This window comes from Enterococcus canis NBRC 100695 (assembly GCF_001544375.1).
Classification (GTDB): Bacteria; Bacillota; Bacilli; order Lactobacillales; family Enterococcaceae; genus Enterococcus_H; species Enterococcus_H canis.
Genome location: NZ_BCQJ01000004.1, coordinates 140,566 through 156,661, shown reverse-complemented (window position 1 = coordinate 156,661; position 16,096 = coordinate 140,566). Strand labels below are relative to the sequence as shown.

Annotated in this window: 15 protein-coding genes; 13 read left to right on the top strand and 2 right to left on the bottom strand. The window is 43.8% G+C overall.

Translation table 11 applies throughout. The features are described from left to right. Position 1: 1 nt before the first annotated feature. The 8 genes from ECA01S_RS07765 to ECA01S_RS07730 all read left to right on the top strand — a co-directional run bounded on the left by ECA01S_RS07765 (position 2) and on the right by ECA01S_RS07730 (position 9,504). Complete coding sequence (locus ECA01S_RS07765; RefSeq protein ID WP_067393575.1) at positions 2-676, top strand: ABC transporter ATP-binding protein; 675 nt, start codon at positions 2-4, stop codon at positions 674-676. Positions 677-824: 148 nt separating this feature from the next. Next, the gene (locus tag ECA01S_RS07760; RefSeq protein ID WP_067393572.1) at positions 825-3,620 is read left to right on the top strand and encodes a sigma-54-dependent transcriptional regulator; all 2,796 of its coding nucleotides are present in this window, start codon (positions 825-827) and stop codon (positions 3,618-3,620) included. Between the two features lie 179 nt (positions 3,621-3,799). Continuing rightward, positions 3,800-4,297 carry a mannose/fructose/sorbose PTS transporter subunit IIB gene (locus ECA01S_RS07755; RefSeq protein WP_067393569.1) on the top strand — a complete coding sequence of 166 codons (498 nt, stop codon included), beginning with the start codon at positions 3,800-3,802 and terminating at the stop codon, positions 4,295-4,297. Between the two features lie 68 nt (positions 4,298-4,365). Then, positions 4,366-5,352 (top strand): mannose/fructose/sorbose PTS transporter subunit IIA, encoded by a 987-nt coding sequence (locus ECA01S_RS07750; protein ID WP_067393568.1) that lies wholly within the window; start codon positions 4,366-4,368, stop codon positions 5,350-5,352. Between the two features lie 30 nt (positions 5,353-5,382). After that, the gene (locus tag ECA01S_RS07745) at positions 5,383-6,183 is read left to right on the top strand and encodes a PTS mannose/fructose/sorbose transporter subunit IIC (protein ID WP_067393785.1); all 801 of its coding nucleotides are present in this window, start codon (positions 5,383-5,385) and stop codon (positions 6,181-6,183) included. A 20-nt stretch (positions 6,184-6,203) separates the two neighbouring features. Further along, positions 6,204-7,115, top strand: a complete 912-nt coding sequence (locus ECA01S_RS07740) for a PTS system mannose/fructose/sorbose family transporter subunit IID (protein ID WP_067393565.1) — start codon at positions 6,204-6,206, stop codon at positions 7,113-7,115. A gap of 78 nt (positions 7,116-7,193) precedes the next feature. Continuing rightward, positions 7,194-7,565 (top strand): DUF956 family protein, encoded by a 372-nt coding sequence (locus ECA01S_RS07735; RefSeq protein WP_067393562.1) that lies wholly within the window; start codon positions 7,194-7,196, stop codon positions 7,563-7,565. A 166-nt stretch (positions 7,566-7,731) separates the two neighbouring features. Beyond that, positions 7,732-9,504 (top strand): oleate hydratase, encoded by a 1,773-nt coding sequence (locus tag ECA01S_RS07730; RefSeq protein WP_067393559.1) that lies wholly within the window; start codon positions 7,732-7,734, stop codon positions 9,502-9,504. Between the two features lie 10 nt (positions 9,505-9,514). Here the strand turns inward: ECA01S_RS07730 and ECA01S_RS07725 are convergent, their stop codons facing one another. Further along, positions 9,515-10,159 carry an A24 family peptidase gene (locus ECA01S_RS07725; protein WP_067393557.1) on the bottom strand — a complete coding sequence of 215 codons (645 nt, stop codon included), beginning with the start codon at positions 10,157-10,159 and terminating at the stop codon, positions 9,515-9,517. 91 nt (positions 10,160-10,250) lie between these two features. On the opposite strand from ECA01S_RS07725, the gene ECA01S_RS07720 reads away from it, so the two are divergent. The 3 genes from ECA01S_RS07720 (at position 10,251) to ECA01S_RS07710 (ending at position 13,054) form a co-directional block, all read left to right on the top strand. After that, on the top strand, positions 10,251-11,786 hold the full coding sequence (locus ECA01S_RS07720; protein WP_067393554.1) for a gluconokinase: 1,536 nt from the start codon (positions 10,251-10,253) through the stop codon (positions 11,784-11,786). Next, a complete protein-coding gene (locus ECA01S_RS07715) occupies positions 11,783-12,481 on the top strand; it encodes a DUF5105 domain-containing protein (protein WP_067393552.1) in 699 nt (232 codons plus the stop codon). The genes ECA01S_RS07720 and ECA01S_RS07715 overlap by 4 nt, the downstream gene beginning before the upstream one ends. 105 nt (positions 12,482-12,586) lie before the next feature. After that, a complete protein-coding gene (locus ECA01S_RS07710; RefSeq protein ID WP_067393550.1) occupies positions 12,587-13,054 on the top strand; it encodes a Dps family protein in 468 nt (155 codons plus the stop codon). Between the two features lie 109 nt (positions 13,055-13,163). On the opposite strand, the gene ECA01S_RS07705 is transcribed toward ECA01S_RS07710, so the two are convergent. After that, positions 13,164-13,559 carry an Hsp20/alpha crystallin family protein gene (locus ECA01S_RS07705; protein WP_067393547.1) on the bottom strand — a complete coding sequence of 132 codons (396 nt, stop codon included), beginning with the start codon at positions 13,557-13,559 and terminating at the stop codon, positions 13,164-13,166. Positions 13,560-13,766: 207 nt separating this feature from the next. Here ECA01S_RS07705 and ECA01S_RS07700 point away from each other — a divergent pair, with 207 nt between their 5' ends. Next, a complete protein-coding gene (locus tag ECA01S_RS07700; protein ID WP_067393544.1) occupies positions 13,767-15,215 on the top strand; it encodes a menaquinone biosynthesis decarboxylase in 1,449 nt (482 codons plus the stop codon). Then, the gene (locus ECA01S_RS07695) at positions 15,157-16,071 is read left to right on the top strand and encodes a UbiA-like polyprenyltransferase (RefSeq protein WP_245631207.1); all 915 of its coding nucleotides are present in this window, start codon (positions 15,157-15,159) and stop codon (positions 16,069-16,071) included. Before ECA01S_RS07700 ends, ECA01S_RS07695 begins: the two co-directional genes overlap by 59 nt. Positions 16,072-16,096: the final 25 nt, after the last annotated feature.

Here is a 16,096-nt window from a genome sequence, read left to right as displayed (position 1 = left end):
AATGAAAGATGTATTAGTCATGAAAGATATCGTTAAAAAATTTGGACATGCGCATACTGAAGTCACCGCCCTAAAAGGGATTGATTTTACGGTGAAGCAAGGTGAGTTTGTCAGTATTATTGGACCTTCTGGTTCAGGGAAAAGCACCTTTTTGACAATTTCGGGAGGATTGCAAAACCCTAGTTCCGGGGAGATTATTATCAATGATATTAACTTTACCCATTTATCTGAAAAGCAACGAGCAAAACTGCGCTTTAAAGAAATCGGCTTTATTTTACAAAGCTCTAACTTGATTCCATTTCTAAAGGTCAAGGAGCAGTTTACCTTGGTAGATAAGGTAGCCAAAGAAAAACGGAGTGAGGAAGTTGACGGATTGCTACAATCTTTAGACATTTTAGCATTGAAGGAAAAATATCCTCGTGATCTTTCGGGTGGTGAGCGGCAACGGGTCGCTATCGGACGGGCACTCTTCAATGATCCTAGCTTGATTCTGGCTGACGAACCAACAGCTAGCTTAGATACGGACCATGCCTATGATGTGGTGAAGTTACTAGTTAAGGAAGCTCATGAGAAACAAAAAGCCACCGTCATGGTAACCCACGATCCGCGTATGATCCAATGGAGTGACCGAGTCTATCGGATGGAAGACGGACAATTAATTGAAGAAACCAAGTAATTAGTAACAGGCGCCCCCCTGCTTAAAGCAAGGGCACCTGTTTTTTTGTCAGCACTTCTAAATATCCCTCCATAAAAAAAGGCGAAAAAGTAGCTTAGTGTATTGTTTTCTGTTAAAATCAATACACTAGAGAGAAAGGGTGGTTCACTTGTCTAAACGGATGGAACGGATTTTTACCTATGTTCAAGAACAAACTGCGCATCTTACCGAAGACGATATCCACTTAGGCAAGGGCGTCACGACCAAAGAAATCGCTGAGGCTTTAGAGCTACAACGTAGTAATGTTAGTAAAGATTTGAATCAGTTGGTGCGTTTGGGACGGACGAAAAAAATCGAGGGACGACCTGTCCGCTATATCGATGCCAGAATCCACTGGCACCAGCCTTTGAAAAAACACGTCAAAAGTTATATGGAAAAGCCGGTAGTTAAGCCGGCTACTTTAATGAAAGAAACCGATATTTTCCAACGTATTATTGGGGCTTCCGGCAGCATGAAAAATGCCGTGGAGCAGGCGAAAGCGGCAATTCTCTATCCGCCTAAAGGACTGAACTGTCTAATAACCGGTCCCACTGGTTCAGGGAAAAGCTACTTTGCGCATGCGATGTTTCAATTTGCGCAAGTTAACGGCATTATTGCCGAGGATAAAGAATTGGTGGTCTTTAACTGTGCCGACTATGCCCATAATCCTGAGCTTTTAATGAGTCATCTGTTTGGTTATGTTCAAGGTGCCTTTACTGGAGCCACCACTGATAAGGATGGGATCATCCAAAAAGCGAATGGCGGCATGCTCTTCTTAGACGAGATTCACCGTCTACCCCCTGAGGGTCAAGAAATGATTTTTTATTTTATGGACCATGGCACTTATCACCGTTTGGGGGAAACGATGGATATCCAACGAGCCGATGTTCGCATCGTGGGGGCTACTACGGAAGATCCTTCTTCAGCCCTGCTAGCAACTTTTGTTCGCCGCATTCCCATCAACATTCAAATGCCAGCCTTTACCCAGCGCCCGGCGCGAGAACAGGTGGATTTAGTCAAAATTATGGTGGCTTTAGAGGCTAACCGTATTCAACGGCGTATTTCTATGACGGAAGATGTTGTGAAGGCTTTGATTGGGAGTGTCAGCTATGGCAATATTGGTCAGCTAAAATCCAATATTCAGCTTGTCTGTGCCCGCGGCTTCTTGAATCATATGACCCAAGAAGAAGTGACCATTGTGATTGAAGATTTATCGGAAAACCTGCGTGGCGGGCTGATTCAATTGGCGGCTAACCGCGGTACATTATCGGATTTATCGCAATTTTTGGAACCTAAAATGGTAGTCTATCCTAATGATGGCTTAATGCGGCTGAATTCGGATTCTTATGAGCTGCCTTATAACCTATATGATATTATTGGCGACAAAGCCGCTATTTTAAAAGCGGATGGCTTGGACCAAGAAGCGATCAATAATTTTATTACCACCGATATTAATATCCATTTGGAATCATTTTATAAAAATCATGGTTTTACCTTTGATACTGAGAAGAAGCTGTCAGAATTTGTGGATCAACGCATCATTGATTTGACTAATGAGATTTATGACATCGTAACGGAACATTTAGATGGTGAATTTCACCATAATTTCCTTTACGCCATGAGTCTCCATATCAGTTCTTTCTTGAAACGGCTACATAGTGGCGATCAACGTCATATCAATGACAATATCAAACAGATGGCCGACGACTTTCCGCAAGAATTTGCCGTAGCGCGCATTGTACGACAAAAAATCGAGACTAGTTTAGCAACGCCGATTCCGCAAAGTGAAGAGTATTATCTGACAGTCCTGCTGGTTTCTTTACGCAAACAAGGCACCGGGCGGATCGGAGTAGTAGTGGCCGCCCACGGTAACAGCACGGCCTCTAGCATGGTGCAGGTGGTGAAGCAATTATTAGGTGCTGACCACGTCAAGGCTGTTGACATGCCCCTGGAGATGCACCCGCGGACGGCCTTGGACAAAATTGTCGCAGCCATCTTAGAAGTTAGTGAAGGCAGTGGGGCAATGCTTCTGGTGGATATGGGCTCATTGTCTTCCTTTACAGAAGAAATCCAGCAACGAGTTGGTCAACCCGTTCGCACTATTGACATGGTGACGACAGCCGTTGTTTTGGAAACTGTTAGAAAAACCTCCGTGATTGGTACAGATATTGAAGAATTATACCAATCGCTGCGTCATTTTCACGGCTATGTCGATACTACCTTTACCCCGCCGCAATTGGAAACATCGCAAAAACATAAGGCGATTGCCGCCGTTTGTGCTTCTGGTGAAGGGACGGCTCGGCGAATCAAAGAAATTATTGAAACACAGTTAGATGATGGTCAAATCAAAGTTTTTAGTATCTCGGTAGTTGATATGCATCGCGAACTGGCCAAAATCCAACAACGCTATGACTTAACGGCAGTTACTGGTATTAAAGATCCTGAGATTGAAGTGCCGTTTATTCCCTTGGAGGACTTTTTCAATGGACAGGCGCAAGATATTTTGGAACAAATCCGCCAAGAAAGCCAGTGGCTTACGGCGCAACGCATGGAAGTCGATGAAGAGACAGCCCGGCGGATTTGTGTGGAATATATGAATGATAACTTTACCTTTATCAATCCGTTGAAAGTGATTGATGCCTTGTGGCAATACGCTACCGCCACCGATGAGCATTACTTAGGAAATAGTCAGGGCTTTAGTTTCCGCATCAATTTTGTAATGCACATGGCTGGCGTTTTGGAGCGGGCTCTAAGGCAAGATCCGCTGTCAGTGACTGATGAGGCGGTTCTACAGACGATTTATGAACCTAATTATAAAGAATTAGTGAAAGGCGTCGTTAGTTTGGAAGAACAATTCCGCTTGGCGATTCCTGCAGCGGAGCGTTATTATATAGCCCAACTAGTGGATGCAGTAGCGATACAGTAATAAAATAAATACACAAAAACGATACACTTTAAGTGTATCGTTTTTGTTGTGTATCGGTAAAAACAGCTGTTTTATAAGCTTTTCTTACGTTTTGAAAGTTGGCACGCCACTTGCTTTATATACTAGTGAGCAGTGCTCATAGTGTGTTTCGTCATGTTCTGTGAAGAGGAGGCGAGGTTATGTTAGATATTCAGCTTGTCCGGATCGATGATCGATTGATCCATGGTCAAGTGGCGGTAGTTTGGACGAAGGAAACGAAAGTAGAGCGAATATTAGTAGTAAGTGATGAGGTTGCGAGAGACAATTTGCGGAAAACGCTTTTGCAACAAGCTGCACCACCTAATATTAAAGCCCACGTGATTCCGGTAGACAAGCTATTGGATGTAAATCGTGATCCTCGTTTTGCCGGTGTTAAAACGATGTTGTTGTTTACGAACCCTCATGATGTTTGGCGAGTGGTTCGGCAGGGTCTTTCATTAAAGACCATCAATATTGGCGGGATGAAGTTCACTAGCGGCAAAAAAATGATCACCAACTTCGTTTCAGTGGATCAGCAGGATGTAACAGACTTTCAGTATCTGCATGATCATGGTCTCGATTTAGAGATTCGGAAAGTACCAGCGGACAAAAAAGTTGATTTGATGGAATTGTTGAAGAAGGAAAAGATGTTGGCATAGCCTTCTCACCTGTTGTTGCACTTATTTTATTTGTCTAATGGTCAATCAAATTTATGGGAGGGAATCACATGGTAGGAATTATCCTGGCTAGTCACGGCGAATTCGCAAACGGAATTCTGCAATCTGGCGCCATGATCTTCGGCGAACAAGAAAACGTCAAAGCAGTGACGTTGATGCCGAGTGAAGGGCCTGATGATGTGAAAGCCAAAATGCAAGAGGCCATTGCGTCTTTTGACAATCAAGATGAAGTATTGTTCTTAGTTGACCTATGGGGCGGTACGCCTTTCAACCAAGCCAATACACTGTATGAAGAACACAAAGATAAATGGGCAATCGTGGCTGGTATGAATTTACCAATGGTCATCGAAGCTTATGCATCTCGCTTCTCCATGAACTCAGCGCAAGAAATTGCCGCACATATTTTAGAAACAGCTAAAGAAGGCGTCCGCATTAAACCGGAAGATTTGGAACCTGCTACTGCCGCAACAGTAGAAGACAATCAACCTAAAGGCGCTTTACCACCAGGTACCGTTTTAGGCGATGGCAAAATCAAGATCGTCTTGGCACGGGTTGACTCTCGTCTATTACACGGACAAGTTGCCACTGCTTGGACAAAATCAGTTAATCCTAGCCGAATCATCGTTGTATCCGATGCAGTAGCTAAAGACGACTTACGTAAAAAATTGATTGAGCAAGCAGCTCCTCCAGGCGTAAAAGCTAACGTTATCCCGGTTGAAAAAATGATCGAGATTTCTAAAGATCCGCGCTTTGGTGATACAAAAGCCTTGCTGCTGTTTGAAAATCCTCAAGACGTGTTACGTGCAGTAGACGGTGGCGTTGATATTAAAGAAGTTAACGTTGGTTCTATGGCCCACTCAGTTGGGAAAGTCGTAGTAAGTAAAGTATTGTCAATGGGTCAAGATGATGTAGCCACTTTTGAAAAATTAAAAGATGACGGCATTACTTTTGATGTACGGAAAGTACCAAATGACTCAAAAGACAACATGGATGAAATTCTGAAGAAAGCAAAAACAGAATTAGCGAATGCTAAGTAAAAATAGGAGGTAAGAAATCTTATGGGCGATTTGAATATTATTCAAATGTTATTGGTCATCCTAGTAGCCTTTTTAGCTGGGATGGAAGGGATTTTGGATGAATTCCAATTCCACCAACCATTAGTGGCTTGTACATTGATTGGTTTAGTAACAGGTAACTTAGAAGCATGTATTATCTTGGGCGGTTCATTACAAATGATCGCATTAGGTTGGGCAAATATTGGTGCCGCTGTTGCGCCAGATGCAGCGTTGGCTTCCATTGCATCCGCAATTATTTTAGTTTTAGGTGGTCAAGGCAAAGCTGGTGTTGATACTGCGATTGCCGTAGCCATTCCATTAGCTGTTGCAGGTTTATTCTTAACAATGATCGTTCGTACTTTAGCTGTGCCAATCGTTCACTTTATGGATGCGGCGGCTGAAGAAGGTAACTACAAGAAAATCGAAATGTGGCACATCATTGCTGTATGTATGCAAGGGGTTCGGATTGCAATCCCAGCAGCTGCTTTGTTGATGATTCCTGCTGATGTTGTTCAAAATTTCTTGGAATCTATGCCAGCTTGGTTAACAGATGGTATGGCAATCGGTGGTGGTATGGTAGTGGCCGTTGGTTATGCAATGGTTATCAACATGATGGCGACCAAAGAAGTATGGCCTTTCTTCGTGATTGGTTTTGTAATCGCCGCTATCTCTCAATTGACGCTAATCGCTATCGGTGCCTTGGCAGTAGCTATCGCGTTGATCTACTTGAACCTATCTAAAATGGGTGGATCATCTAACGGCGGTGGCGGCAATACTGGCGACCCACTAGGCGATATCTTGAACGACTACTAGGATTGAAGGAGGAGAAAAACATGGCAGAAAAAATCGAATTAACGAAAAAAGACCGACTAGCCGTTGCATGGCGCTCTACCTTCATCCAAGGATCTTGGAACTATGAACGTATGCAAAATGGTGGTTGGGTGTTCTCACTGATCCCAGCGATCAAAAAATTATACAAAACAAAAGAAGACCGTTCTGCGGCGTTGAAACGTCACTTGGAATTCTTTAATACTCACCCATATATCGCTTCCCCAATCATCGGGGTTACCCTAGCTCTTGAAGAAGAACGTGCTAATGGCGCACCAATCGATGATGTTGCGATTCAAGGGGTAAAAGTAGGGATGATGGGACCATTGGCCGGTGTCGGTGACCCAGTATTCTGGTTTACGGTTCGTCCGATGTTAGGTGCCCTAGGTGCTTCCCTGGCTTTATCTGGTAACATCTTAGGTCCAATCATCTTCTTCGTTGCTTGGAATATCATTCGTTGGGCTTTCATGTGGTACACACAAGAATTCGGCTATAAAGCTGGTTCTAAAATTACCGATGACTTATCCGGCGGTTTGTTGCAAGATGTCACTAAAGGGGCTTCAATTTTAGGGATGTTCGTACTAGGTTCCTTGGTACAACGTTGGGTAAACGTGAAGTTCACACCAACTGTCTCTGAAGTTAAATTAGCCGATGGCGCTTATATCGATTGGGATAAATTACCAAGCGGTGCCCAAGGAATCAAGGAAGCCTTGATTCAATCTGGCAACGGCCTTTCATTGACTGATACGAAAGTAACGACCTTGCAAGATAACTTGGATCAATTGATCCCAGGTTTAGCAGCATTACTATTGACGTTAGCATGTATGTGGTTATTGAAGAAAAAAGTTTCTCCAATCATCATCATTATTGGCTTGTTCGTAGTAGGGATCGTACTTCACCTATTACACATCATGTAAGACGAAATGCTCGGGCTTGGTCCCGAGCATTTTCTTATAGTATAATCAAAGCTAAAGGAAAAGAACGGAGCGTGAAGCATGGTTCAATCGCTGAATACGAAAGTCGATTTGACAATTAAGGGCACGTCTTATATGGGAATGTCCGATTATGGTCAGATTATGGTTGGGGATAATGCCTTTGAATTTTATAATGACCGCGATGCGAATAAATTTATTCAGATTCCGTGGGAAGAAGTGGATTATGTCGTGGCGTCCGTCATGTTTAAAGGTAAGTGGATTCCTCGCTATGCAATCCAAACAAAACGAAATGGGACCTACTCCTTTGCCTCAAAAGAGCCTAAAAAAGTGCTGCGAGCAATTCGCGAGTACGTCGATCCGGATCGTATGGTTCAATCACTCAGCTTCTTTGATGTTGTGAAGCGTGGGGTACAATCATTATGGAAAAAGTAAATTAAAAACTCTGAAAGAAGCCTATTCTTTCAGAGTTTTTTTGTGTCTATTTTAGACAGATATGAATTTCTGTCTAAACGCCTGCGGTTATCTTTTGACCCTTTACTGAAAGCAGTCCTATACTGATTTTGTAAAGAAGTTTCCAATATGCAAGGAGGAATACACTATGTATTATAGCAATGGAAATTATGAAGCATTTGCTCGCCCTAAAAAACCGGCAGGTGTCGATCACAAGTCAGCTTACCTAGTAGGCTCCGGGCTGGCATCATTAGCTGCAGCCGCTTTTTTAGTGCGTGATGGGCAAATGCCAGGGGAAAATATCCATATTTTAGAAGAATTGCCTTTGCCAGGTGGTAGTTTGGACGGAATCTTGAATCCTACTCGCGGCTTTATTATTCGTGGTGGTCGCGAAATGGAAAATCACTTTGAATGTTTGTGGGACTTATTCCGTTCCGTGCCTTCTTTAGAAGTAGAAGATGCATCGGTTTTAGATGAATTTTATTGGCTGAATAAAGAAGACCCCAACTATTCAAAATGCCGAGTCATTGAAAATCGTGGCGAACGGATTCCAACGGATGGGAAATTCACCTTATCAGATAAATCATCCGAAGAAATGGTGAAATTATTCTTAATGTCAGAAGATCAGCTTCAAGATAAAAAAATTACGGATGTCTTTTCAGAAGAATTTTTTGAATCCAACTTTTGGCTGTATTGGTGCAGTATGTTTGCCTTCGAAAAGTGGCATTCTGCGATGGAAATGCGTCGCTATATCATGCGCTTTATCCATCATATCGGTGGCCTGCCTGATTTGTCAGCCCTAAAATTTACTAAATATAATCAATATGAATCACTGGTCTTACCGTTAGTTGCTTATCTAGAAGCCCATCACGTCCATTTCCAATATGATACAGTTGTGAAAAATATCTTAGTTGATACAACAGCTGGTAAAAAAGTTGCCCATACATTAGTCATAACAGAAGGCGGCGTTACGAAAAATATCGAGTTAACGACCGATGATTTGGTTTTTGTCACCAATGGTAGTATCACGGAAAGTACGACTTATGGCGATGACCATACCCCAGCTCCTGTGACCCATGACTTAGGCGGCAGCTGGCGTCTTTGGAAGAACTTAGCTGCCCAAGACCCAGCCTTTGGACGTCCAGAAAAATTTTGCGAAAATCTGCCTGAAGAAAGCTGGTTTGTTTCGGCAACTTTGACGACTTTGGATGATAAAATCGCGCCTTATATAGAACGTATCAGTAAACGCGATCCGTATGCCGGTAAAGTAGTCACCGGCGGTATCGTGACCGTTAAAGATTCTAATTGGTTGATGAGTTATACTTTGAACCGGCAACCTCACTTTAAAGCCCAACCTAAAGATCAACTAGTGGTGTGGATCTACGGGCTATTATCTGACCGACCAGGTGATTATATCCATAAGAGTATTACCGAATGTACGGGAGAAGAAATCGCACAAGAATGGTTGTATCAAATTGGTGTCCCTGAAAGTGAAATTGCTGAATTAGCGCAACATTCTGCCCACACAATTCCTTGTTATATGCCATTTATCACGTCCTACTTTATGCCACGTGCCAATGGTGATCGCCCATTAGTAGTGCCAAAAGGTTCCCAAAACTTGGCCTTTATTGGTAACTTTGCTGAAACCGAGCGGGATACGGTCTTTACGACGGAATACTCCGTGCGGACAGCGATGGAAGCTGTTTATACTTTGCTAGATGTTGACCGTGGTGTTCCTGAAGTCTTTGCCTCAGCCTTTGATATTCGCACACTCATGAGTTCCACTGCGCGACTATTAGATGGTAAAAAATTGACCGAAGTCAAAGTACCATTCTTGGTAAAACAATTAGAAAAACGAGGTATTCAAAAATCAAAAGGTACTATGATTTATGAATTGCTCCAACAATCAGGCTTGATTTAGCAGCGCGCATTCAAAATAATAATAATACCACGGCTAAGCCGCTGGCGAGAAAAGGGACGAAGGGAATGCGTCCTTTTTTTTGCTGCCATAAAAGCCAAAGGAGCGCACTAAAACTGGCCAATAATAGAAGCCATAAAAAAAGTAGGAGTGGTAAATAAAAAGCCCAAAATGTTACTAGTAGCACGTCCCCCAGCCCCAGCCAGTGGCGCTTTACAAAAATCAATAAGCCCACCAATACCAAAAGCCCTTGCCAAAGCTGAATTGCTGGTTGCCACAGCCAGAAGCCTAGACAGCTGAACCAAAAAACACGATTCTCCAGCTCACCATAATAATAATCCGTCAGGCTAAAAAAGAGCGCCAGTAGCAGCAAGACACATTCTGGTATCGTTAACCAAGCTAGATCGCCCGCTAGAAAAATCAAACCACTAAGAGCTTCGCCGACGAAGCAGGACCAAGAATAGCGTGCTTGACAATAGCGGCAGCGACTATGCCCTAAGCATTGTGAAACTAACGGAATTAAATCAACCCAGCGTAGTTCTTGACCACAGTGCTGACAAGCTGAACGTCCGTAAAAAATGGTTTTGCGTAGTGGTAACCGTTCCGCGCAAAGAGTTAAAAATGAACCGAAAATCGTGCCATAAATAAAGTACAACATCTCCTCACCTCAAAGAAAGATACGCAAAGAGAGGTCCAGCTAGACTTTTTGGCAAGAATTTTCGATAATGGAAAGGAGAGGTGGGAAAAACATGACAGTATCGATTGGTGTCGATATCGGCACGACCCAAGTAAAAGCCGTCGCTTTTGACGACCAAGGCACAATCAAAGCAAGTAGTTATCAACGTTATCCTTTATATCAAGCAGCTGATGGCATGGCCGAGCAGGAGATTACCGCTATTTATCAAGCAGCTTTAAAGGTTTTGCAAGAGGTCGCCGTTACTGTGGCAGGCCCGGTTGAGTGTGTCGCTTTTTCCACCGCTATGCACAGCTTGATTGTGCTGGATGAGGCCAAAAAACCACTGACAAGAGTCATTACTTGGGCCGATAACCGGGCGGAGGAAGCGGCCGAAGAATGGCGTAATACGCCATTGGGCACACAAATCTATCAACGAACAGGGTTACCGATGCATCCCATGACGCCTTTACACAAAATTCGCTGGCTGCATAAAAGTCAGCCAACCTTGTTCCACCAAGCTGCCTATTTTGTGGACATCAAAGCGTATATCTTCCAACAATTATTTGGCGAGTTGGCCACGGACTATGGTAATGCTTCGGGAAGCGGCTTTTTTAACATTCGCAATTTCACTTGGGACCGTTTAGCGTTGGAGCAGATTGCCATCACTAGTACCCAACTGCCCCATGTTTATCCGCCGACACAAGCCTTTACGGGATTGTCGGAGGAGCTTGCTACAACACTGCAGCTAGACCGTGAGACACCTTTTATTTTAGGTGGTGCGGATGGTCCGCTGTCTAATTTAGGATTAGGGGCCATGCAAGAAGGCGTCGCAACATTAACCGTCGGAACTAGTGGGGCGATTCGTTATATTGTAGATCATCCGTTTTTGCATCCTCGCGAAGAGACCTTCTGTTTGGTGCTGGACGAAACGCACTGGGTCATTGGCGGTGCCACCAGCAATGGTGCCGGTATTTTTGATTGGGCTTGCAGTCAGTTTTTACAGGAAATGCAAGCACAAGCACGTCAAGCCAACCAAAATCCTTATGACGCCGTCTTAGCAGAAGTTGCGCGACAACCACTGGGAGCGCAAGGGTTATTGTTCCATCCTTATTTATTAGGAGAACGGGCGCCGTTATGGGACGCAGATGCGACGGGGGCCTTTTTAGGCTTGCGTCGGGACCATACGGAAGCCCACATGATGCGGGCTGTGATTGAGGGAATCTGTCTTAACTTAGCCCGGATTTTGACGGAAGTAGAACAAATCGGTGGCGTAGTTAAAGAAATGCGTGCTACCGGCGGCTTTGCGGCTTCACCAGTTTTTCAACAGATTATGGCAGATGTATTAGGACGTAGCTTGACCTTCCCAGATAATATTGAAGCTTCAGCTTTTGGGGCAGTGTTATTGGGTTGGCAGAGCTTAGGGAAAATTACTTCGCTGGAAGAAAGTCAAGAACTGGTGGCCATCACACAACAAGTGGCACCGCGCCAACAGGCTAGCTTCTTTTATCAGCAGGAACGCGCCTTATTTAGTGAAACGCAACGGGAACTTAGTCGTTTTTATCCACAATTGAAACGGCTGCGGCTAGCAAAACAGGAGGAAAACAAATGAAAAAAATCGGATTACTGGCAATCAGTCTATTATTTTTAGTTGGCTGTACCCCGAAGGCCATTCCAGTGGAAGAGGCGGCCCAGCAATTGACAGACCGATTAGTCTATCAAAAGCAAGCGGCAGAATTTGAAGAGAATTTTGTCGATGGGGCTACCTTAGCGAAATCTTTGGATCAAAATAGTGCAGAATTTGAACGTAGTTTTGCCCAAGGATTGGCCGTAACTGGAGGGACCATTCCTCAAGAGCAGGCCCAAGCGCTGACGGATACCCTCATGAAACAAGTGCGGGAAAAGACAAGCTTTACCGTTAAAAAACTTTCTGAAGAGGACGGAATTGGTAAGGTCGAAATCGAGGTTAATGGCTTAGATTTTGTCAGTGTTATGGGAACAACCGCCAAGGAGCTGACAGACAAGATGTTGAAGGACGCTGCCTTTGCCAAGGACGATCAAAAGGTATTAACTGAAACTGTGACGTTGTTGGAGAAAAATTTGCAGGCAGCTTCTGCTAAGGAGGAGGCGCAAGCATTGCCTTTGACCTTAGCAAGTAAAGACGGTAAATGGCAGATTCCGGAAGATCAGCAGCCGGCGGTGGAAAATCTCTATCTAGCATTTATTTCAGGAGAGAAGGATCAGAGTGCCTTAAGTGCAGCGATGGCGGAGATGGTGCAGGAAATTGCTAAGGAAATTCAAAAATAACGTTCACAATCACTGAAAGATATTCTCAATTAGCCCTTTACGTTGTACATTTTTTCAGAACTTCGCTATGATTTTAATTGTAAGAAATATAAGGAGGAAGATATGATGAAATTCAAACAAACCAAAGAAATCTTAAACCAACTTGTGGCTGACTTAAGCCAAATGTCCATGGTGATTCACCAAACCCATTGGTACATGCGCGGCCCAGGCTTTTTAACACTGCATCCCATGATGGATGACTTTATGGATGATATCAACGACCAATTAGATGAAATCTCTGAACGTTTAATCACTTTGGACGGTTCACCATACTCTACTTTAAAAGAAATGGCTGAACAAACTAAGATTCCGGATGAAGTCGGTCGTTGGGACCGTTCGATGGAAGAACGCTTGGCAACTTTAGTCAAAGGCTACCGCTACTTAGCTGACTTGTATCAAAAAGGGATCGAAGTATCTGGAGAAGAAGGCGATGATCCAACACAAGATATCTTCATTGAATTCAAAACAGCAACAGAAAAACGCATCTGGATGATCCAAGCCCATTTAGGCAAAGCGCCAGAAATCGACGCTTAAGCGGATTTTAATTGTAAATAGTAAAAAGCAGAAGTCTTAAGAGGCTTCTGCTTTTTTGCTATTGGAACGCATACTTTTGGAATACTTTTTCTAAGTCTTTTCTGAACAGCTACTCAATGGGGATTTTGCGACTTTCAGGTTCATCATGTGAATTTTTTGGCAGGTTCAGTTGTAAAACGCCGTTTGCGAGTTTAGCCGTGATGGCGTCTTCCTGAATGTTCTGCATCGTGAACTGCCTTTGGAAGGAACTGGTTGAACGCTCTCGTCGCAGGTAACGACCTTCCGTTTCACTGGTGACTTCATGAGCAGCACTGATGCTCAACAAGTCATGGGCATATTCCACCGTGATTTCTTCTTTAGTGAAGCCTGGTAAATCAGCAAAAAGCTCATAAGCTTGCGGAGTTTCTTTGATGTCGACTTTAAAATACTGATCCTCCCAAAAACGGTTCATGATACTGCCAAATAGTTCTTCGTTTTCTACGCTATGATGGCTAGGGGTGGTCATGGCAAAGCCTTCTTTCCTAGTTTGATATTTTTATTTTAGGAGCATTTTTTGCAGATTTCAAGTAAAGTGATTTTAGAAAATGAAGTAACTATGAAGGCTTCATGGTTCGTAAATGAGAAAATTTGTAAAATGATTCACTTTCTACTGAATAATGATAAAATAAGACTGTTTATTGGACTTATTCTAATTCGTGAAAAGAGGGGAACAATGGCTTATAAGGATCTACAAGAATTTATAACGACCCTGGAAAAGCAACAGGAACTGCAACGGGTGCAAACACCGGTAAATGCCTATTTAGAAATTACTGAAATCACGGACCGAGTATCAAAAGCCCATGGTTCGGCGTTGCTGTTTGAGCATGTCAAAGGCTCTGATTTTCCGGTATTAATCAATGCAATGGGCTCGGAAAAACGGATGGCCTTAGCCCTAGGGGTGGAGGATCTGGATGAGATTGGCGAACAAATCGGCGAACTCATTAACTTATCTAATTACAGCGGTTGGCTGAATAGTATCAAACAAGTACCGAAACTTTCGCGGATGGCGGCGGTTTTTCCCATCAAAGTCACGAAGGCTGCTTGTCAAGAAGTCGTGAACCATGACCCAGACTTGAACCGTTTACCGATTTTGACTTGTTGGCCGAAAGATGGCGGTAAATATATCACGTTACCATTGGTAATGACCCGCGATCCAGAAACGGGACAGCAAAATACTGGTATGTATCGTATGCAAGTCTACGACAAAAATACCACCGGCATGCATTGGCATTGGCATAAAGACGGTCGGGAAATCTATGAAAAATATCGGCAGCTAGGGGGCAAAATGCCAGTTTCAGTTGCTCTTGGTGGCGACCCTGCGATTACTTATGCTGCTACCGCACCACTACCAAAAATGATTGATGAAATGATGTTGGCGGGCTTCTTACGGAAACGTCCGGTTAAAATGGTCAAAAGTATCACGAATGATATTTATGTGCCGGCAAATTCCGAGTTTGTCATTGAAGGCTATGTGGATGTGACGGAACCGTTACGGACAGAAGGACCTTTTGGGGATCACACCGGTTATTATTCATTGGAAGACGACTATCCGGTTTTCCACGTGACCTGTATCACTCATAAGAAAAAGGCGGTCTACCCGACGACAATCGTGGGACAACCACCGATGGAAGATGATTACATGGCGTTAGCAACCGAGCGGGTCTTTGTCCCATTACTGAAAATGATGGCGCCTGAGATTGTGGATTTGGCGATGCCTTTTGAAGGGGTCTTTCATAACTGCGTGATCGTTTCAATTAAGAAAAAATTCCCCTACCATGGTCATAAAATCATGAATACATGTTGGGGCATGGGACAGATGATGTATACGAAGATGATTATTGTGGTGGATGAGGATATTGATCCCCATGATTATAGTACGGTCGCCTGGAAGGTCTTCAATAATATTGACGGCAAGCGGGATGTAGTCATGAATGATGGACCGCTAGATGCGTTGGACCACTCTTCACCGAATCCCTTCTATGGCACTCGGATTGGCATTGATGCTACCCGCAAATGGCCGGAAGAAGGACATACGCGCCCTTGGCCAGATGATGTGACGATGGATGAACGGACCAAAAAGCTTGTATCAGAACGGTGGTCAGAGTATGGCATTGATCTCTAAAATCGGGCATAAAATTCATGATTATGGTGTTTTGGTCATGTTCCAGCATACAATTTTTTCCTTTGCCTTTGGGCTTGTTTCGATGCTCTTGGCAGCTGACGGGCGGCTAGTGTGGTCTAAGCTAGTTTTATTACTAATTGCGTTGTTAGCCGCGCGCACTGGGGCTAATGCCATCAACCGTGTGATTGATGCGGAAATCGATGAGGCTAATCCCCGCACGCGGACGCGCCAAATTCCGCAAGGAAAAATGACCAAAAGAGAGGCGTTACTGTTTTCCATCATTTGTTTTGCCATCATGTTAGTGGCAGCGGCCTTTATGAACCGGACTTCCTTGTGGTTGGCACCGGTGGCTTTATTCTTTATGGTGATTTATTCCTATACCAAACGCTTTACGGCTTTTTGTCATTTAGTTTTAGCCTTTACTTGTGCCATGGCTCCGGCGGGCGCTTGGATCGCTATGACGGGTACCGTTAGCTGGACCGCCATTTTCCTAGCTGGTGCCAATATGTTTTGGGTCGCCGGGTTTGATATTATTTACGGCGCACAAGATGTTGACTTTGACCGCAGTCACGGCATCCACTCGATTCCGGCGGCACTAGGTGTGGCTGGTGGTTTATTAGTGGCCAAATTATTTCATGTGATCGCCTTTAGTTGTTTGGTGATCGTTGGCTTACTGGTACCGCAATTTTCATGGATTTATTGGGGCGGCTTATTAGTGATTGGGATTCTGCTGATGGTGGAACACGCCGTTGTGCGACCGGATCATTTAGCTCATGCCGAGATTGCCTCATACAATGTAAATGAGCTCGTCAGTGTTGTTTTCTTACTCACTGGCGTCTTAGATATTTTTATTTAATAAGGATTAGAGAAGGGAAGTTTCA